Annotated in this window: 17 protein-coding genes; 15 read left to right on the top strand and 2 right to left on the bottom strand. The window is 62.6% G+C overall.

All coding sequences use genetic code 11. The annotated features are described in order from the left end of the window. Positions 1 to 16 precede the first annotated feature (16 nt). The gene (locus NE850_RS16955; protein WP_007182351.1) at positions 17 to 751 is read right to left on the bottom strand and encodes a class II aldolase/adducin family protein; all 735 of its coding nucleotides are present in this window, start codon (positions 749 to 751) and stop codon (positions 17 to 19) included. A gap of 251 nt (positions 752 to 1,002) precedes the next feature. Between NE850_RS16955 and NE850_RS16950 the strand changes: the two genes are divergently transcribed. The 13 genes from NE850_RS16950 to NE850_RS16890 all read left to right on the top strand — a co-directional run bounded on the left by NE850_RS16950 (position 1,003) and on the right by NE850_RS16890 (position 13,628). After that, the gene (locus tag NE850_RS16950; RefSeq protein WP_310698951.1) at positions 1,003 to 1,701 is read left to right on the top strand and encodes an SDR family oxidoreductase; all 699 of its coding nucleotides are present in this window, start codon (positions 1,003 to 1,005) and stop codon (positions 1,699 to 1,701) included. Between the two features lie 86 nt (positions 1,702 to 1,787). Continuing rightward, the gene (locus NE850_RS16945) at positions 1,788 to 2,576 is read left to right on the top strand and encodes an SDR family oxidoreductase (protein WP_007182353.1); all 789 of its coding nucleotides are present in this window, start codon (positions 1,788 to 1,790) and stop codon (positions 2,574 to 2,576) included. A gap of 37 nt (positions 2,577 to 2,613) precedes the next feature. After that, positions 2,614 to 4,371 carry a GMC family oxidoreductase gene (locus NE850_RS16940; protein WP_007182354.1) on the top strand — a complete coding sequence of 586 codons (1,758 nt, stop codon included), beginning with the start codon at positions 2,614 to 2,616 and terminating at the stop codon, positions 4,369 to 4,371. Then, positions 4,343 to 5,104, top strand: a complete 762-nt coding sequence (locus NE850_RS16935; protein ID WP_310698950.1) for a prolyl oligopeptidase family serine peptidase — start codon at positions 4,343 to 4,345, stop codon at positions 5,102 to 5,104. The genes NE850_RS16940 and NE850_RS16935 overlap by 29 nt, the downstream gene beginning before the upstream one ends. A 125-nt stretch (positions 5,105 to 5,229) precedes the next feature. Next, positions 5,230 to 6,138 (top strand): NAD(P)-dependent oxidoreductase, encoded by a 909-nt coding sequence (locus NE850_RS16930; protein ID WP_310698949.1) that lies wholly within the window; start codon positions 5,230 to 5,232, stop codon positions 6,136 to 6,138. Next, positions 6,135 to 6,488 carry an NIPSNAP family protein gene (locus tag NE850_RS16925; RefSeq protein WP_007182357.1) on the top strand — a complete coding sequence of 118 codons (354 nt, stop codon included), beginning with the start codon at positions 6,135 to 6,137 and terminating at the stop codon, positions 6,486 to 6,488. The genes NE850_RS16930 and NE850_RS16925 overlap by 4 nt, the downstream gene beginning before the upstream one ends. Before the next feature lie 33 nt (positions 6,489 to 6,521). Beyond that, the gene (locus tag NE850_RS16920) at positions 6,522 to 7,580 is read left to right on the top strand and encodes an amidohydrolase family protein (RefSeq protein ID WP_310698948.1); all 1,059 of its coding nucleotides are present in this window, start codon (positions 6,522 to 6,524) and stop codon (positions 7,578 to 7,580) included. After that, positions 7,577 to 7,915: a NifU family protein gene (locus tag NE850_RS16915; RefSeq protein WP_310698947.1), complete on the top strand. Its 339-nt coding sequence runs from the start codon at positions 7,577 to 7,579 to the stop codon at positions 7,913 to 7,915. The genes NE850_RS16920 and NE850_RS16915 overlap by 4 nt, the downstream gene beginning before the upstream one ends. Then, a complete protein-coding gene (locus NE850_RS16910) occupies positions 7,912 to 8,931 on the top strand; it encodes a fumarylacetoacetate hydrolase family protein (protein WP_007182360.1) in 1,020 nt (339 codons plus the stop codon). The genes NE850_RS16915 and NE850_RS16910 overlap by 4 nt, the downstream gene beginning before the upstream one ends. Before the next feature lie 45 nt (positions 8,932 to 8,976). Continuing rightward, entirely contained in the window at positions 8,977 to 10,089 is a 1,113-nt protein-coding gene (locus NE850_RS16905; protein ID WP_310698946.1) for an amidohydrolase family protein, read from the top strand. Next, positions 10,086 to 10,490 carry a metal-sulfur cluster assembly factor gene (locus NE850_RS16900; protein WP_007182362.1) on the top strand — a complete coding sequence of 135 codons (405 nt, stop codon included), beginning with the start codon at positions 10,086 to 10,088 and terminating at the stop codon, positions 10,488 to 10,490. Before NE850_RS16905 ends, NE850_RS16900 begins: the two co-directional genes overlap by 4 nt. A gap of 14 nt (positions 10,491 to 10,504) precedes the next feature. Next, entirely contained in the window at positions 10,505 to 12,211 is a 1,707-nt protein-coding gene (locus NE850_RS16895) for a GMC family oxidoreductase N-terminal domain-containing protein (RefSeq protein ID WP_310698945.1), read from the top strand. Between the two features lie 46 nt (positions 12,212 to 12,257). After that, positions 12,258 to 13,628, top strand: a complete 1,371-nt coding sequence (locus tag NE850_RS16890) for an MFS transporter (RefSeq protein ID WP_405044848.1) — start codon at positions 12,258 to 12,260, stop codon at positions 13,626 to 13,628. Between the two features lie 462 nt (positions 13,629 to 14,090). Here the strand turns inward: NE850_RS16890 and NE850_RS16885 are convergent, their stop codons facing one another. Further along, positions 14,091 to 14,516 (bottom strand): IclR family transcriptional regulator C-terminal domain-containing protein, encoded by a 426-nt coding sequence (locus NE850_RS16885; protein ID WP_165185574.1) that lies wholly within the window; start codon positions 14,514 to 14,516, stop codon positions 14,091 to 14,093. A 1,335-nt stretch (positions 14,517 to 15,851) separates the two neighbouring features. Here NE850_RS16885 and NE850_RS16880 point away from each other — a divergent pair. After that, the gene (locus NE850_RS16880) at positions 15,852 to 16,688 is read left to right on the top strand and encodes an IclR family transcriptional regulator (RefSeq protein WP_310698943.1); all 837 of its coding nucleotides are present in this window, start codon (positions 15,852 to 15,854) and stop codon (positions 16,686 to 16,688) included. A 371-nt stretch (positions 16,689 to 17,059) separates the two neighbouring features. Beyond that, complete coding sequence (locus NE850_RS16875) at positions 17,060 to 18,457, top strand: MdtA/MuxA family multidrug efflux RND transporter periplasmic adaptor subunit (RefSeq protein WP_310698942.1); 1,398 nt, start codon at positions 17,060 to 17,062, stop codon at positions 18,455 to 18,457.

Raw genomic sequence — 18,457 nt, 5'->3', positions numbered from 1 at the left:
GCGGCCGTTTCAAACCTCAAAGCTTGTACGAGGCGTCCAGCCGGTCCAGCATACGCAGGTAAGCTGGCCACTCCGCACCGCCGCGCCCGTTGTCGTGCTTTTCGAACTGACGCAGCGTTTTCTCGCAAACTTCCGGCGGCACTTCCACGAGCCGATCGCCGCTCGCCTGCAACATCAACTGGATACGGCACGCCTCGAGCAGATCCTTGATGCGGGTGAACGCCGCGGGCGCGCTTGCGGCGACGACGAGTACGCCGTGATTGCGCATGAAAAGCGCGGTGTGACTCGACAGATCGCGCGCAATCGACTCGCGCTCGCTCAAGCCATCGGTGATTCCCTCGTATTCGTGATAACCGATGCGGCCGTAAAAGCGAACGGCATATTGCGACACCATTTTGAGCGGCGCGCGGTCAGCGGAAACGGCAATGCCCGCCGCCGTATGAACATGAATCGCGCAGTTGATGTCCGGTCGGTCCGACAGCACACCGCCATGCAGAACGAATCCCGGCCGGTTGACACCGGCCGTCTCGTCGAGGTCGCCGTCGATGCGGACCTTGACGAGATTCGAAGCCGTCACCTCGGAATAAATCAGGTCGTGGCGCTTGATCAGGAAATGGTCGGGCGCGTCGGGAATGCGCAGCGAGACGTGGTTGTAGATTCCTTCGCCCCACCCGTGCTGTTCGATCAGTCGATAAAGCGCGGCAAGCTCGACACGTGCTTCGCGTTCGGCGTCCGAGATCGGATTTGGCATAAAGCGGTCCTTATGGTTGGCGCAAGCGGGCGACAGAGCCCACGAACAAGATAGGATTCAAATTGAATTCATTATGAATTCTAAAGCGCGCTCTCAATGTATTGCAATGAGAGGGAAAACCCTCGTCTCGTGCCCGAGCGGATGATGACGGTTGACAGTCATATCGCTCACCCCTATTATGAATTCAAATTGAATTCAATTCAGCGAACGCAACAGATGCGTCGAGCGGCTGACAATAAACAGGAGACGAGATGCAAACTGGCGCCCTTTCCGGCAAATCCGCGCTGATCACGGCGGCCTGCCAGGGCATTGGTCCGAGCGTCGCCGCTGCGCTGGCGGCACAAGGCGCAAGGGTGGTGCTGCATGCATTGCGTGAGTCGTCCGTTGAGGCGGTGCATGCTCTGGTCGCTACCATCCGTGGCGCGGGCGGCCAAGCCTCGGCGCTTTGCGGCGACCTGACCGATCCGGCAGCTATCGCAACCTTGTTCGACGAGGCCGAACGCGTTGTCGAAGGTGTCGGAATCGACATCGTTGTCAGCAATGCACCGGACGCACCGGCGTCCTGCCCGCTGGCCGACGTCGACCTCGCCGACTACGACAGGCTCACCGCGCTGAACGCCAAAGCGCGTTTCTTCGTTCTGCAACAGGCCGGCCGGCGCGTACGCGACAACGGCTGCATCGTCGTGACGTCGGGCGACGAGTCCCACGCGCTGGAGATCGGCAACGCGGTCCACGCGGGCGCGAGCGCGGCGTCGGAACTGTACTGCCGGGTGCTGGCGAAGGAGATCGGCGCGCGCGGCGTCACGGTCAACGTCGTCACTGCGAATCCGGGCGGCAAGCCCGTTGCGGATCTGACAGAAGCGGCCGACGTGGTCGCCTTCCTGGCCAGCCCCGAAGCCCGGTGGATCACCGGACAGCACATTCGCACCGGCGTCGCGCCGGCCGCCTGACACGAGTCCAGTACGAGCGCATCCGGTATGCGCTCGCTGCTACCACGCTTGCAGCCCCAGAAAAGCGATCAGCAAGAGACAGCCTCATGAATGATTCATCCCGCGCAACTGCGCCGCGCACCCCGACTACGCCGTTGAGCGGCAAAGTGGCCCTCGTCACCGGTGCGAGCCGCGGCATCGGCGCCGAGATCGCACGCACGCTCGCACGAGGCGGCGCGGCCGTGGTCGTAAACTATCGCGACGACGCCGATCAGGAAGACGCCGCAACTGTAGTTCACGACATCGAGCGAACCGGCGGCATGGCCAGCGCAGTACTTGCCGACGTTCGCGATCCCGAAGCGATCGCGCAGTTGTTCGATCGGACCGCCGCGACTTTCGGCGGTCTGGATATCGCCGTGTTGAATGCCGGCGGCGACGCGGTCGTGAAGAGCGTGATCGACACGAGTGAAGCGGATTTCGACCGCGTCATGGCACTGAACGCACGCGGCCAGTTCGTTGCGCTTCAACTGGCGGCGCGCAACGTGCGCGACGGCGGACGCATCGTGTTCATTTCTTCGAGTACGGCGTGCCAGCCGTATCCCGGCACGGCTTCGTACTCGGGCGCCAAGACCGCGACCGAAGTCTACGTGCGCGTGCTCGCCAGGGAAATCGCCGCGCGCCGCATTACCGCGAACGTCGTGTCGCCGGGCATGACCGCCACCCAGACCATGATGTCGCAGACCACTGAAGCCCGACGCGCAACCGTCATTGCCGCCACGCCCAAAGGTCGCATTGCCATGCCCGTCGACATCGCCGATGTCGTTCACTTCGTCGCCACCGACGCCGCGCGTGGCGTCACCGGTCAGATCCTTCACGTGAATGGCGGCCTGCTGTGAAGCGCCGCGCCTGCTCGACGTCACGGAGTACGAAGTCATGAGCGCCACGCCGACGCCCGCCAGCCTGGGTGCCTACGACGTCGTGATCATCGGTGCAGGCTCGGCGGGCTGCGTGCTGGCCAGCCGTTTGTCCGCGGATCCGCGCGTCACCGTTCTGCTGCTCGAGGCCGGCCGCGACTTCGCTCCCGGCACGGAACCCGGCACGTTGCTGGACAGCTATCCGCGCTCGTATGGACAACGTGAATTCTTCTGGAACGATCTGCTCGCGCAGGTGCGTCCAGGCGAAGCGCCCCGGCCGTTCGAGCAGGCGAAAGTGATCGGCGGCGGCTCGTCCGTGATGGGCATGGCGGCGTTGCGCGGTCTGCCGGCCGACTACGACGAGTGGGCGCAGAACGGCGCGAGCGGCTGGAGTTGGGAGGACGTGCTGCCCTACTTTCGACGTATCGAGCGCGACATGGATTACGCAGGCCCGCTGCATGGCGACACGGGACCTGTCACAATCCGCCGCCATCATGCCGCGCAATGGCCGCCATTCAGCGCCGCAGCCGCCGCCGCATTGCGTCAGCGCGGCTTCACCGAACTCGGCGACATGAACGGCGAGTTTCGCGATGGCATTGCCGCGGTACCGATGAGCAACACGACCGAACGGCGCATCTCCGCTGCCACCGCCTATCTGGACGCACAGGTTCGCGCGCGGCCGAATTTACGCATCGTGTCGTCGGCACACGTGGATCGTGTGTTGATTCGCGACCGTACCGTCACGGGTGTCGCGCTGACCACCGGCGGCGTGGCGCACGAAGTACAGGCCCGGCGAGTGATCGTCGCGGCCGGCGCGATCTACTCGCCCACGCTGCTCATGCGTTCGGGCGTCGGCGATCCGGTCGCGTTGCGCGCGCTCGGCATCGAGGTGCAAGCCGATCTGCCAGGCGTCGGCCGCAATCTGCTGAATCATCCTATGCTCTCGATCGCGGCCCATCTGAAACGCAATTCACGGCAATCCGCGGCGTTGCGGCCGGGTTTCAGCAACTGCCTGCGCTACTCGTCCGGTATTGCGAATTGCCCCGCCAGCGATATGTTCATGGTGCTGTTGAACAAAACCTCGTGGCATGCGCTAGGCCGCGCGATGGGCGGTGTCGGCGTCTCCGTCTATAAATCGTTTTCGCGTGGCAGCGTTACGCTCGACTCTGCCGCGCCGCAAGCAGCGCCGAAGGTGGAATTCAATCTGCTTTCCGACGAGCGCGATCGCGTGCGTTTGCGCGACGGTCTGCGGTTCGCGCTCGACATGCTCGCCGATCCCATTGTGTCGGCCCACCTCAACGGCGCCTGCCTCCCGACGCAAGGCAAGCTGATTCGCGCACTGAATCAGCCCACGCTAACCAATGCCGTGAAAGCGCGCTTACTCAGCAGCGCACTCGACATGTACGGGTCACTGCGTCGGCGCGCGATCGCCTACGTCGGAATCGATGCAGAAATTTTGCGCGGCGACGATACGCTGCTCGAAGCGGTCGCGCGCGAGCGCGCGGTGCCGGTTGGCCATGTCGCCGGCACCTGCAAGCTGGGCGCGCCGGCCGACCGGCTCGCCGTAGTCGACGCCGACTGCCGTGTGTACGGCGTGAACGGTCTGAGCGTCGTCGACGCGTCGATCATGCCGGCCATGGTGACCGGCAATACGAACATCCCCGTCATCATGCTGGCCGAGAAGGCCGCCGAGCGCATGACGACAGATCCCGATTCGTTTCAGTCATCCATCATCCGGAGAACCGATTGTGTCGAACCCCAGCTACTCCACCCATGATGTCACGCTCACGGGCGACGGCCTCACCCTCGGTGCACGCCATTACGCGCCTGCCAACGGCCAACGCGCGCCGGCTGTCATCGTCTGTCCCGGCGGCATCAGCACTGGCCTGATCGACAGCATCGACTGGCTGGCGAGCCGGCTCGCGGCAGGCGGCTTTCACACGCTGTCCGTCACCTACCGCGCCGGCTCGCCGATCGACGATCACCGCGACATCAAGATCGCATTCGACTGGTTGCAACGCCAACCTTCGGTCGCGCCGGACAGCACGGCCGTCATGGGCATGTCGCGTGGAGGCACGAGCGCACTGCGCGCGGCCGCCGAATGGCCCGAACTGCGCGCCGCGCTTTCATTCGGCTCACCGACCGATCTGCTGCAGCATGTGCGCGGCGTAGCGGGATACGCACCCGGACGCTACGCACTGCTTTGCCAGTGGCTAGGCGGCGCACCCGACGAACACCGCGCGTTTTATGAAGAGGTGCAACCCATCAGTCATGCTCACAAAATTCGTCAACCGGTGCTCGGCATTCATGGCGCGTTCGACATGCATGTACCGGTCGAACAAACGCAGTGGATGAACGAAGCGTTGAAGCGCCATAACAATCCGCACGCCGAAACTCATGTGATTCCGTTCATGAATCACTATTGCGACGTCACTCCCACGTATTCGTTCGGCTTCGATCTGGTTACGCAACCGGCCATCGAATTTCTTCGACGTCATCTGAGCCGCTAAAAAAGACCTCACGAGCCGACGTGATCGACCTTAGGGAAATCACGCCTCTCTTATTGAATTCAATTTGAATACAATATGAATCATAAATTATTTGAAGGCATTCTGGAACCTGGAGGAGCTGAACGATGGCAGGCAAAGTCGGAATAATCGGCATCGGATTGATGGGTTTGCCAATGGCGAACTCGCTGCTCGAACGCGGCTGGCAAGTGAAAGGCTATGACATCGCCCCCGCGCGGCGTGCGGCGCTGGCAGATATCGGCGGCGAAGTCGCAACCCGACTCGCGGAAGTCGCGGCCTACAGTGATCATCTGATTCTGTCGCTGCCTTCGGGCGCCGCGCTGCATCAGGTGATCGATCAACTCGCAGCAGCGACGCACGCTCCCCACGTCATTCTGGAAACGAGCACGCTCTCTATCGACGACAAGGAACGCGCGGCGGCGACCCTGAACCGCTCAAGCGGCGCGCGTTTGCTGGACTGTCCGTTGATCGGCGGCGCGGTGCAGGCTAAAGAGGCCACGCTGAGCGCACTCGTGAGCGGCGACGAAACCGCCTGGCGCGAAGTCGAGCCGGTGCTTCAGGCGATCTCGCGGCAGCAACGCTATGTGGGCGCATTCGGCATGTCGTCACGACTCAAATTCGTCGTGAACCACCTGGTCAGCACGACGACGGTTCTGATTGCCGAAACGATGCAGTTCGCCACGCGCGCAGGCATCGATATGAACCTGATTCACGACGTGATCGGCAATAGCCCCGCTGCTTCCGGCATCTGGCGTGCCCGCGTGCCGTTGATGATCGCCGGTGTCTACGACGATCCCGCCACCAAGGCAGCCGATCTGGCAATTCCATTCAAGGATACCAGGATCATTGCCGACTACATCGCAAGCCACCGCGCGGTAACGCCTCTTTTCGACGCCGCGTTGAAGATCTATGCCGTCGCCGAGGAACAGCAGCGCGCCGACCAGGACGCCGCCGCGCTCTACGAGGTGTTCGGTTCGCTTGCCACGCCTGAAGGCGGCGCAGGAGTCACGGGATGATCGTCGAACAACGCACCTATACGGTCGACATGCACAAGCTGAAGGCCTGGCTCGACGTATGGGAGAACTACGCGCTGCCGGTTCAACTCGATCATGTTGCCGCGTTCGACGGCACCTTCCTCGGTATGTTCGTCACCGATATCGGCCCGCTCAACGAAGTGACGCATTTATGGCGACACCAGAGTCTCGCGAGCCGCGAGCAGATGCGCGCCGCACTGGAAAGCGATCCACGCTGGGCAGTTTATCGGCGCGAAGTCGATCGGCTCGCGCCGATGCTCGCCATGCGCAGCGTGATCCTTCGGCCTACCTCCTTTTCACCACAACTGGATACCCGCAGCGTCGCTGCGTGAATCACCGCCCGTCGCCTGCTTCTGGAGCGCATCATGATTGACGACATTTTCGTGTTCGATAACGTCATCCACCTGTACGACATGTCGACGCCCAACATCCGTCGCGACCGCGCGGACGCCGCGCCGGCACGAGACAGGATTCTGGCTTACGTGAACAAACTGCGCTGGCCGGGTGTGCCGCGTCACGACGATCCCGACTTCGAGTGGGCTCGCCGCTGGGAGGTCGACGACATGTACGATCTCGTGTTCAACAGCTCCCCCACCGACATGGCCATGACCCAGGTCGTGCCGATGTTCGACTGGTTCGAAGACTGGTACGCGCCGGTCCTCACCCAGCACGCCATGGCCGCAGCCCACCCGCAGCGCGTCATGTTCTGCGGCGGTGTGGACCCGATGTACCGTGGACTGAACGACGCTCTGGATCAGATCGACTTCCAGGTCGGCACGCTCGGCGCGAAGTCGCTCAAGTTCTACAACGGTCATGCAAAGATCGCCGACTGCTGGCGGTGCGACGACGAACGCATTGCATACCCTTTGTTCGAGCGCGCCCGCAACACCGGCATCCGCGTGTTGCAGTTTCACAAAGGCAATCCGTACGGTCTGCAGAACATGGAATATCTGAGTCCGATTGATCTGCAAGGCCCGGCGCGTGATTTTCCCGACATGAATTTCGTGGTCCATCATCTCGCGCTTCCGTATTTCGAGGAGATGTTGTCCATCGCTGCGCGGTTTCCGAACGTCTACCTGTCGCTGGCAGGTTATATGACGTTCTACCGGATCGCACCGCGCCTCGTGCAGGATCATCTTGGCCGGCTGCTTCAGATGGTCGGCTCCGACAAGATCCTGTGGGGCTCGGAGGCCGCGCTGGCAGGCGGACCGGCTCCTTATCTGAACGCGTTCATGGAAATCGAAATACCCGAAGATCTGCGCGTGGGCTATGGCTATCCACAGATTACGCGCGACGATCGCCGCAAGATTCTCGGCGAGAACTTCGCGCGCCTGATGGGCGTGAACATCGAAGAGAAAAAACGGGAGCTGGCTGCATTGCCGGCGACGAATCCGCACGCCGCTGCGGGCGCGGTGAAAGCATGAGCGCCGAGCGCAAGGCGGTCGACCAGACGGTCGACGCGCTATCGAAAATGATCCGCGCTCATGCCGGCGGTCTGGAACTGATCGACCTCAGCGCCGACGGTGTCGTGACCGTGAAGTACACCGGCATGTGCGCCGGTTGCCAGTATCGTCCCGTGACCACGGCGAGCTCCGTGCGGCCCGCACTGCTCGCTGTCGCGGGCGTAACCGACGTCGTCGTGCTCGGCACGCGCATTTCCGCGGAAGCCGAGGCACGCCTCGCGCAGGAACTCGCGCCTTATGCCGTTCAGGCCCGTGTCACACGAATCGTGCAACGCTCAGCCTGGAGTGACTCATGAAGCTGGTCTCTTTCCACACACCCGACGCCCCCGGCGCCCGCGTCGGCGCACTGGTCGAATCGGCCAGAGCTTTGCCCGGTGCCGGCGCCAGCGTGGTCGATCTCTCTCTCGCGTACGCCGCATGGCGAAGAGACGTCGAGCACGACCCATTCGCCGACGATCTGGCCCGCATCCGCATTCCTGCCGATATGAAGCGCTTTCTGGAAGGCGGCGGCCATTCGATGCGCGCGGCGCGCCACGCGCTGCGGCACGTTCACGCACTCGCGCAAAGCCCCGATAACACCGTTCTCGCTCGCAGCGGAATCCTGCGCCCGCTCGCCGCGGTCCGGCTGCTTGCGCCGCTGCAACGGCCCGGCAAGATCATCGCGATCGGCGCGAACTACAGCGGCCACATCCAGGAAGGACGCGACGCCGGCGTGTTACGCGAACTGCCTCAATATCCCGTCGCATTTCTGAAGATGCCGTCCGCCGTGATCGGTCCCGACGAAGCCATTACGCGCTCGCGCCACACAGAGGAACTCGATTACGAGATCGAACTCTCGATGGTGATCGGCCAACGCTGCCGCGACCTGAGTGCGGACAACTGGCGCGAAGCGGTGGCCGGCTTCACGATCGTCAATGACATCAGCATGCGCGATCTGATCGTCGTCGAAAAACCGACCGGCGTCGTGTTTCAGGGCAAGAATCTCGATACCACCTGCCCGCTCGGCCCCTGCATCGTCACTTGCGACGAACTCGCCGATCCCGACGCGCTGAACATTGCGCTACGTGTCAACGGCGAAACGCGGCAGCACGACAACACCCGCCAGATGATTTTCAAATGCGGCGAGATTCTCGCTTACTGGTCGTCCCGTCTCACCCTCGAACCGGGCGACATCGTGACGACCGGTACCACCAGCGGCGTCGCGGGATTCAACAGGCGTTTCCCGGAGCGGCTGCTGAAACACGGCGACGTGATCGAAGCAGAAATCGAAGGGATCGGCATCCTGCGCAACACGGTAGTCGACGAACGCTGACGTGCCACGGCCACGGCCACCGCAAAAAAAAGGAGGAGACACCCTATGCAAGACGCCCAACCTCGCTGGCCGCTCGATGATGTATTCGTCATCGACTCGACCGTACACGGCTATAACACGACGCTGGAAAATCATGTCGACGGCATTTTCAAGGAACGTGTGGCCATACAGTTGTCCGACACGCTCTACGCCGGTCACAGCAAGCTGATTCCCGATGGCGATCCCAAATGGGCGTTGTCGCGCGAGCGCTTCCGGCATGCCGCCGATCCCGATCTGATGGCACAGGCATTGTTCGCCGAAAGCCAGACCGACGTGTGTATCTATCACGGCACGCCGCTCTACGGCATCTATCGCGACGGCGGCTCGCCACTCTCGGTCGGCCGCGCGATGCGCGAACGTTACCCGGATCGCGTGGCGCTGTATGGGCCGGTTAGTCCCTGGCAGCCTGACGCGCTCGACCTGATCGATCAGTTGGTCGAAGAAGACAAAGTGGTCGGCCTCAAGTTTTATCCAATGGATCTGGTTGACGGCGAGGTGAAGAGCTACCGGCTCGACGACCCTGAAATCGCATTCCCGCTGCTGGAAAAAGCACGCAAGCTCGGCGTGAAAATGATTGCCACGCACAAGGCGATTCCGCAAGGGCAGGTGCCGAGCGAACCGTTCGCTCCGTTCGACGTGGCGGGCGCGGCCACCGCCTTTCCCTACCTGACCTTCGAGGTCGTGCATGGCGGGATCGCGTTCCTTGAGGAAACCGCCTGGCAGATGCAGCGCTTTCCAAACGTGACAGTCAATCTCGAAGGCAGCAGCGCGTATCTGCTACAGCGCTCGCCGCGCCGCTTCGCCGAATTGCTCGGCTCGCTGCTGGTATGGGGCGGTGAAGACAGGATCTTCTGGGCTACGGGGTGCGTTGCCCATCATCCGCGCCCGTTCATCGAATTGTTCTGGGATTTTCAGATTCCGGACGACATGTGCGAGGGCTTCGGCTACCCGAAACTCACGGAAGCGATGAAGCGGCAAATTCTCGGCCTGAACCATGCGCGCTTTCTCGGCTGGAATGTCGCCGCGCTGCGGCAGCGGCTCGCGGGCGACGAATTCGGCCGGCTCGCTGCCCTCGCGCCGCCATGGAGCCAGGCGGCGCAGCAGGAGCGTGCGGCATGATCGGCGAAACGCAGGTGCGTGCGGCGCTGAACGGCATCATCGATCCTTGCAGCGTCGCGGCCGGGTGCGCGGCAGGTCTCGACGATATGGGCCTTGTCCGGCGCGTCGAGCTTGCAGCGCTCCCGCACGGCATGCACGTCACCGTTACGGTCGCGGTCACGGAATATGGCTGCCTGATGGGCGCGCCGTTCGCGAGCGAAGCGTACCGGACACTGAGTGCGTTGCCAGGCGTGGCAAGCGTCGACGTGAAACTCGACGACCAGTTCGACTGGGATCCGCTGGACATGAGCGAGTCGTACCGGGACCGTCTGGTGCATCACCGCCGGATTCGCGGCGGCGTGATTCCGATTCGGCCCCTGCCGGGCACGTCACCGTGCAGCGGCAAGGCCGGAGCCACCTGAGCGCTATGCGACCCATGGATACCGTTTTCGACTACCTGATTATCGGCGCGGGCGCCGCAGGCTCGGTCCTCGCACACCGGCTCTCAGCCGATCCGCGGGCGAGGGTTGCGCTGGTCGAGGCCGGCGCGGATTTGCTGCCCGGTCGGGAGCCGGCAGACATCACGAATATCTTCCCATTGTCCGCGTTCAATCACGACTATATGTGGCGCGATACCCGGGTGCACTGGCGCCGCGCGGACAACTCGCCGGCCGTGCCATTGCAGCAAGGCAAGATCATGGGCGGTAGCACGGCGATCATGGGCATGTGGGCACTGCGCGGCATGCCCGGCGACTATGACGGCTGGCGCGACGCAGGCGCGCGCGGCTGGGGCTGGGACGACGTGCTGCCGTATTTCGTCGGCCTGGAGCACGACATGGACTTCGCCGGCGCAATGCATGGCAAGACGGGGCCGATTCCGATTCGCCGCGAGACCGAAGCGCAATGGCAACCGCTCGCGCGCGCGGTATCGCACGCGTCGCGCAGACTCGGCATGCCGCAGATCGACGACATGAACGCCGACTTTCGCGACGGCCACTGCTCGCTACCGATCAGCCGTCACCCGAACTCGCGCGCGTCAGCCGGTCTGTGCTATCTCGACGCCGATACTCGCCAGCGCGCCAATCTCACGATATTCGCGCAAACGGAGGCAACCCGGCTGATCGTCGAGGGCCGCAAGGTGACGGGCGCGCAACTGCTCCGTGCGGACGGTGGCCAGATGTCGGCGTATGCGCACGAAACGATCGTGACCGCCGGTGCGCTTCGAACTCCGGCGCTGCTGTTGCGCTCCGGGATCGGGCCAGCAAAACATCTGGCCGAGATGAACCTGCGCGTGGTCGCCGATCGTGCAGGAGTCGGACGCAATCTCCAGAATCATCCGATCGTATTCACGACGGCGCTGCTGCAACCTGACGGCCGCGACGCACCCGGTTGGCGCCCCGCCGGATCGACGTACTTGCGCTGGTCGTCCGCACATGAGAAGTGTCCACGCGGCGATCTGGGTTTGTATGTGCGCAGCTATCTGTCATGGCATGCACTGGGACGACAACTCGCGTCGCTGGCGCCGGTATTGATGCGCCCGTTTTCAAGCGGTGAAGTCGCGCTCGATCCTGCGAAGCCCGATGGCGCGCCAAGAGTCGCTTTCAATTTTCTGTCCGACTCGCGCGACATGACGCGCCTGCTCGACGGCATGCGCATGGCGATCGACATGTTCGCCGCGCCAGAAGTCTCCGCGATGTGCGGCGCGCCGTTCATACTCGAAGACGTGGCGGGGTTGATGCGCTACAACCACGTGTCCCGTTGGAATGCGATTCGCGCCCGTGTCGCCGCAACGTGGATCGACACCGACCCACGCGGCGGCATGCGCACGCTGGAGCGGTTCGCGAGCATGCGTTCCCTTGCGGCCTTCACAGCGGATGAGGAAGGTCTCGTCCGCCTGATCGAAAAAGCGGTGACCGGCACCGGCCACGTATGCGGCACGTGCAGGATGGGCGATGCCGCCGACCCAATGGCCGTGACATCGCCAACAGGCAAGGTATATGGCGTAGACGGCTTGCGTGTGGCCGACGCATCGGTTATGCCATCTGTGCCAAGCGGCAACACGCATATTCCCACCATCATGGTCGCGGAGAAAATAGCCGCCGCCATGACTGGCCGGGCCCACACGACGAGGCTTGCCGGATAACACGCAAGCGCGTCGCGAACAGCGGTATTCATTGCGATAAAAAGGAATGAACATGGAGACAGGCAAGCGTATCGACGTGGTCAGCGTGATCGATGGAGCACCGCTGAGCGCCTTTCAGTGGCGAGTATTTGCGCTGCTGTTCATCATCATCATGCTCGACGGCTACGACACTCAGGCGATTGCTTTCGTCGCGCCTGCCATTTCGAAGGCGTGGCATCTCGCACCGTCAGCCTTCGGCCCGATCTTTTCGGCCGGACTGCTTGGCACTGTCATCGGCGCGGTGGGTTTCGGCATGCTAGCGGACCGGATCGGTCGACGAATGCTCGTGATTGGTGCGGTCGCGCTGTTCGGTTTGCTGACTGGCGCCTGCGCGTTCGCGACAGGCTACGACGAACTGCTGATTTACCGCCTCGGGGCCGGCGTCGGTCTGGGCGGTGCGCTGGTCAACTTCCTGGCGCTGGCATCGGAATATGCACCGGCCCGCTCCCGCACCACGATCGTCACGATCAGCATGTGGGGTTTCCCGCTCGGCGCGGTAATCGGCGGCTCGTTCGCCGGCCGCATGATCGAATATCAAGGCTGGACGTCGATTTTCTATCTCGGCGCGGTGTTGCCGCTGCTCTGCGTGCCCGTGCTGTTGATTCTCCTGCCTGAATCCGTGCGCTATATGACCTATGTGAGCGGCAAGCGCGCAGCCATGGCACACATTCTGTCGAAAATCGACGGCGTCAATACGTTCCGCGCGGGCGACGATTTTTACCTCATTGAACCACGTGCGACTCGCGGAAGTGTGCGTGAACTGTTCGCCAACGGTCTGGGAAGGGGCACGGTGCTGCTGTGGATCACGCTGTTCGCAAGCCTCGTGCTGACCTACTGCCTGATCAACTGGATTCCGTCGCTGTTGAGACAGGCCGGTTTGCCGATCAAGGATGCTGTGCTCGGCACGGTAATGATCAATTTCGCCGGTATCGTGGGCAGTCTGGCGGTATCGCGTGCGATGAAGCGCAGGCCATTGCGCGTTCTCACATTAGCCTACCTGCTCGGTGCGGTGTCGGTCGCGTCGATCAGTTTCGCTGAGCACAACGTAGTGCTGATCATGATTTCAATCTTTCTGACCGGCTTTTTCATCATCGGCGCGCAACTCGCCGTGACCGCGTTCATCACCGGCTACTATCCGACCTCGATCCGCGGTACTGGCGTTGGCTGGTCACAAGGCGTCGGGCGCTTCGGCTCGCTGCTAGGACCGCTGGCAGGCGGCGCCGTTATTGCCGTCAGCGCACAGCCTTCGCACGTGTTCCTGTTCTGTGCAATTCCGGCGCTGGTCGCGTGTGCGGCGCTGTTCGGACTTGGGCGCACGATGCACCCCTCGAGCAACGAAAGCGCACACGAGTTGCAGGTGGCGCCACCGCGCCACTGAGCCGCAGTCCGAGGCAACCAACCTCCTCGTCGAACGACAAGGCAATGTGGATCGGACGGCACAGTCTTGCAGCGAGCATCTCCGGCACGAGTGCCATACAAGCCGGTCAGGCGGTCGAGCATGGCGTCGGGCGCTTTAAGCTCCAGAGCCAATGCCAACTAACGCTTCGCAAACAACCGCAGTGTGCTCGTAAGCACTTGCAGCATCGGCGTTTTGCCCAAACGGCCGAACATGGGCGCAGCCCTCAACGCATGCCGTAGTCTTTGCTTTCAGACGGCGATCTCTCATTTCCCGAGGCGCGCTTACGAGCAACGCTGCCAGCTGATTGACCGCCTGTGTCTTCGCCTTGACTGTGCCGCGTCTGGCCACGAAGACAGCACGCATCGCTCCGGCAGCACCGGCATGTTGCTTTGGGATAGCTGTAGCCGTTCCAACGGAGAGCACACGTGCGGCGTTTTTGGATCAGTGGGATCGAACTTCCCTCAGAATCAGCGCTTTATGCTGGTTCCTTGCGCTTGCGCCCCGCAGACGGCGCACGCGGACGCGCTGGCTCGACTGGCCACCCAGTGATTGCGTGGCGGTTTGCGCCGCGGCGAGCAGCGGGACACTCATTTTTTTCACGGCAGTCGCAGTAAAGCGCTTGAGGGGGCCCGATAGCGACAAGGCGCCAGCAATCTGACCTTCGGGTCCGAAGACCGGAGCCGCCAATGCGGCACAGGAAGGATCCCGTTCGCCGAACGATATGAAAATCATCGACTCATGAGATTCGGAAGTCACGCCGTTGCGAAAAGCACTCAGGACTTTTCCCGCTGCGCCGCGCGCCATTGGCAAAAGTTCGCCGGCGCGCACACGGCCCAGCGTGGAATGCCTCGAATCCAGACGAAACATGCACAACCTCGTATTCCGGTCGTGCTCGTCGTGGAGAGTAGACGCAATAGGATAACGTACCACAGCGAGCCAGTATCGAATCCGCACAACCGGGTTCCTGGCAACATGAGCAAGAGCGCGGACTCCGCGAGCAGAATGGGCATGTCCACTATGCACAGCGAAGACAGCAGCCCGTCAACGAAGGCTGTTCGGCAAGGCCTTTCGGCATTGCCTCCACGCGGACATTCCTATGCCAGGCCGCTCCCGTTTTGGAGTTCCGGTGCTTCTGCGGTGGTTTGGTTTTGGCGGCCTCGGCATCTTGCGTCTTGCCGGCGATGCATCTGACTTCTGCCCCCTCGCCGCCCGTTTTGCCCGCGGTTTAGCCTCGATGTCCCTATGCCGTGTGTCCCGGACGTTTAAGGAGTGTGCTTTCCTTTTCAAACCTTCTCGAAGCGAGTACACCATGCCTTGAAAAGCGCTTCTTCGGGAAACGCCTTTACCTCGTAACGGGCCGGCGGATGCTCGGTAGGCTTCATCAGGTGCCCGCACTCCTTAATCAGCTCGGGCCATGGCACGTAGGCTGATTGCGTAGTCTCGTGACGGAAAATCACTACGATGTCTGTGGCTGTGACAATAGCGAGTGAACTCAATCTGTCCACACACACGCAGTGAGCAATTCGCCGGAAGGCGGCTGCGCGATGCCTTCCCGGCTATGGATGTCGTTCAGATGTGTTAGCTGATCCTGATAGTCTGCGGCAAGACGACATGTGTTATCCACCGACACCAATAGGAGAAAAGGCGATGCGTTGTTGGCCCACTCAGTCAGTTGTTCTACAACCTCGCGCGAAACCTGCAGCCTTTGTTGCACGCAAAGGGGCGTTTTAGAAATGCCGCAGACTTTGTTGTGCGCCGATAAGAATAAAAAAAAGGCGTCACGTTGCCGTGACGCCTTAAAAAGTTCTAGCCATTCCGAGGGCCGTGCTAGAACCTGAGAGACGGTATTCGAAAGTTTGGTGTGCGACTCGCCGCCCATACGGTGCGCGACAGGGGCTGTTACGGTGGACTGTGGGAAGACACTCGACCAGACATTGCGCGGACCACGGCAGGTTCGAAGACTTCAAAATACAGAACCTGAAACCGTCTTTCGAAATGAGATTCCATTTTTTATGGTTATGCTGACTAAGTCAAGCAAAATCTAAAGAGGCAACATTCGTTGCGGCAAAATATTCCGATACAATGAATCTTCTGATGGAAAATCCAATGCATGCCCCAGGCCGGGGCTCCCGCGCGTCCTTTGAGAGAGGATTGTCAGCGCGGTTGCGTACAAAAAATTGAAATAAAGTTCCAAAAATCCACATGTCTCGATCCAAGCCCTCCCAAGTCGCACCGGATGCCGCCAGAGAAAAAGACGGCTCCGGCGAGGAAGTCACGGCCCTCGCGCGCGGTTTGACCGTACTGCGCGCCGTCGCCGCCGCGGACTCGCCGCTCAGCAACCGCGAGCTGACGGAACTGACCGGCATTCCCAAGCCCACCGTTTCGCGGATCACCGCCACCTTGGTCAGCGCGGGTTTCCTGTTCCGCCTGCCCGACAGCGAGCGTTTCGTGCTGACCTCGTCGGTGCTGGAACTGAGCAACGGTTTTTTGCGCAACTTCGACATTCGCGCTCGCGCGCGGCCGTTCCTGATCGAACTCGCGGAACGCACCGCGTTGTCCGTGCATCTAGCTGTGCGCGACCGCCTCGATATGGTGGTGATCGACGCGATCCGGCCGCGTTCGGCGGTACTGGTGTCGCGTCTCGAGATCGGCTCGCGCATGAATCTGAGCCGTACCGCCATCGGCCGCGCGTATCTGGCCGCGCTCGAAGCGCCGGAGCGGGAAAAATTGCTGATCGGCCTGCAGGCCGCCGAAGGCGACGACTGGGGCCACGTCGGCAACCGGCTCGACAGTGCGTTGCAGGAGACCATGGAGCGCGGCTTCGCCATTGCGACAGGCGAATGGTACGACGGCCTGAATGCGATCGCCTTGGGCTTCGTCGGCCCGTCGGGCGAACGCTATGCGGTCAATTGCGGCGGCTCCGCCGACCAGTGCCCGCGCGACTGGCTGATCACGCGCGCCGCGCCCGCGCTGATCGAGTGCGTCGCCAGCATCGTGCTGGAGATCGGCGGCACGCCCGGGCGCCGTCTGGACACCTGAAGCGGTCAATGGCACGCCGGCCCTCCGGCCCGCCGCCACGAACATTACAGCCATTCTGTAACCTTCGTAATCAAAAGAAAAATACGCGGGTGGACTGTTACAGAGCCCGCGACGTAGGATCATGCCTTCCCGTCGCGGGACACACGCCCGGCTTGCTGTTTTCCTTGTCGATAACGCTCCGGCCGCCTGTCAGGATGCCGCATTGCGCTAACATCCCTGTCCCGCGCCTCCGGTAGCATCGCGCTGAACGAGCGCGGTGCACCCGTTGTCGAAACCACCTGCCGTGTCACTCGCGTGCCGGCCCGCCGGCCTGTCGAAACGGCGCGAACGCGCGAGCGGCTCACATCCAAGCCAGTCACCTGACCGAACCGATGGACGAACAACAAAAGCATTCGGAAACCTCTCGCCCCACCCCTGCGGCTCCCCAACCGTCCTCCAGCGGCGGGCCAGCCGGCACACCGAACCATGCACCGGGCATGGTGAAGCGGCACCGCGGCCGCAACATCGCACTGATCATCGCGGCGCTGGTCATTCTCGGGTTCGTGGTGTGGCGCTGGCACCCTTGGGGCGGCCCCGGCGGTGGAGCAAGCGGCGCGGCCGACGCCGGCGGGGCGAGCAGCGGCCGGGCTGGCCGAGGCGGCGCCGGCGGCATGGCCAACATGGCGCAACCCGTTCACGTGGCGGCCGCGACGCAGGGCGAAATGCCGGTGGTGCTGACCGCGCTCGGCACGGTCACGCCGCTTGCCAACGTCACGGTGCTGCCGCAGTTGAGCGGCACGCTGCAGGAGGTGTATTTCAAGGAAGGCCAGATGGTCAAGAAGGGCGACGTGCTGGCCCAGATCGACCCGCGCCCCTATCAGATCTCGCTCGACAACGCGCAGGGCACACTCGCACGCGACGAAGCGCTGCTGCAAACCGCCCGGCTCGACCTGAAGCGTTATCAGACGCTGCTTTCGCAAGACTCCATCGCCAGCCAGCAGGTCGATACGCAGGCTTCGCTGGTGCGGCAATACGAAGGCACGGTGAAGTCCGACAAGGCCAACATCGACACCTTCAAGCTCGACCTCGTCTATGCGCGCATCACTGCACCCGTGTCGGGACGCGTCGGTCTGCGCCAGGTCGATCCGGGCAATTACGTGACGCCGAGCCTGACCAACGGCATCGTCGTGATCACGCAGTTGCAGCCGATCAGCGTGATCTTCACCACTTCCGAAGACAATCTGCAGCAGATCATCCAGCAGACCCAGGCGGGCGAGAAACTCTCGGTCACCGCGTATGACCGCAGCAACACTACGTCGCTCGAAGGCGGCATGCTCGAAACGCTGGACAACCAGATCGATACCACCACCGGCACGGTCAAGCTGCGCGCCGTCTTTCAGAACAGCAAGAACCTGCTGTTCCCGAATCAGTTCGTGAACACCCGCCTGCTGGTCGATACGATCAAGGACGCGGTGATCGTGCCGACGCCGGCCGTGCTCAACGGCTCGATGGGCCAGTTCGTGTACGTCGTGAAGCCGGACAACACGGTGACGGTACGGCCGGTCAAGGTCGGCCCCGTGGACGGCGAGCGCACCAGCATCAAATCCGGCCTGGCGGTCGGCGAGCGCGTGGTGATCGACGGTTCGGACCGCCTCAAGGAAGGCGCGAAAATCACGATTCCGGCCGACAAGCCCCGTGGTGCTTCCGGTGCGCGTGGCGCAGCCGCGGCGTCGGGCGCCTCCGGCACGCGCGGGCATCACGGCAAACACGCGGCGCAAGCCTCGCAATAA

It is taken from the genome of Paraburkholderia sp. USG1, from assembly GCF_031570135.1.
Classification (GTDB): Bacteria; Pseudomonadota; Gammaproteobacteria; order Burkholderiales; family Burkholderiaceae; genus Paraburkholderia; species Paraburkholderia dioscoreae.
Note: the sequence above shows the minus strand (reverse complement) of the source record. Positions and strands in the feature narration are given on the sequence as shown.

Coding starts and splice junctions, on each gene's coding strand:
- NE850_RS16955 (WP_007182351.1), bottom strand. CDS start 751: ATGCCAAATCCGATCTCGGACGCCGAACGCGAAGCACGTGTCGAGCTT.
- NE850_RS16950 (WP_310698951.1), top strand. CDS start 1,003: ATGCAAACTGGCGCCCTTTCCGGCAAATCCGCGCTGATCACGGCGGCC.
- NE850_RS16945 (WP_007182353.1), top strand. CDS start 1,788: ATGAATGATTCATCCCGCGCAACTGCGCCGCGCACCCCGACTACGCCG.
- NE850_RS16940 (WP_007182354.1), top strand. CDS start 2,614: ATGAGCGCCACGCCGACGCCCGCCAGCCTGGGTGCCTACGACGTCGTG.
- NE850_RS16930 (WP_310698949.1), top strand. CDS start 5,230: ATGGCAGGCAAAGTCGGAATAATCGGCATCGGATTGATGGGTTTGCCA.
- NE850_RS16925 (WP_007182357.1), top strand. CDS start 6,135: ATGATCGTCGAACAACGCACCTATACGGTCGACATGCACAAGCTGAAG.
- NE850_RS16920 (WP_310698948.1), top strand. CDS start 6,522: ATGATTGACGACATTTTCGTGTTCGATAACGTCATCCACCTGTACGAC.
- NE850_RS16915 (WP_310698947.1), top strand. CDS start 7,577: ATGAGCGCCGAGCGCAAGGCGGTCGACCAGACGGTCGACGCGCTATCG.
- NE850_RS16910 (WP_007182360.1), top strand. CDS start 7,912: ATGAAGCTGGTCTCTTTCCACACACCCGACGCCCCCGGCGCCCGCGTC.
- NE850_RS16905 (WP_310698946.1), top strand. CDS start 8,977: ATGCAAGACGCCCAACCTCGCTGGCCGCTCGATGATGTATTCGTCATC.
- NE850_RS16900 (WP_007182362.1), top strand. CDS start 10,086: ATGATCGGCGAAACGCAGGTGCGTGCGGCGCTGAACGGCATCATCGAT.
- NE850_RS16895 (WP_310698945.1), top strand. CDS start 10,505: ATGGATACCGTTTTCGACTACCTGATTATCGGCGCGGGCGCCGCAGGC.
- NE850_RS16890 (WP_405044848.1), top strand. CDS start 12,258: ATGAACATGGAGACAGGCAAGCGTATCGACGTGGTCAGCGTGATCGAT.
- NE850_RS16885 (WP_165185574.1), bottom strand. CDS start 14,516: ATGTTTCGTCTGGATTCGAGGCATTCCACGCTGGGCCGTGTGCGCGCC.
- NE850_RS16880 (WP_310698943.1), top strand. CDS start 15,852: ATGTCTCGATCCAAGCCCTCCCAAGTCGCACCGGATGCCGCCAGAGAA.
- NE850_RS16875 (WP_310698942.1), top strand. CDS start 17,060: ATGGACGAACAACAAAAGCATTCGGAAACCTCTCGCCCCACCCCTGCG.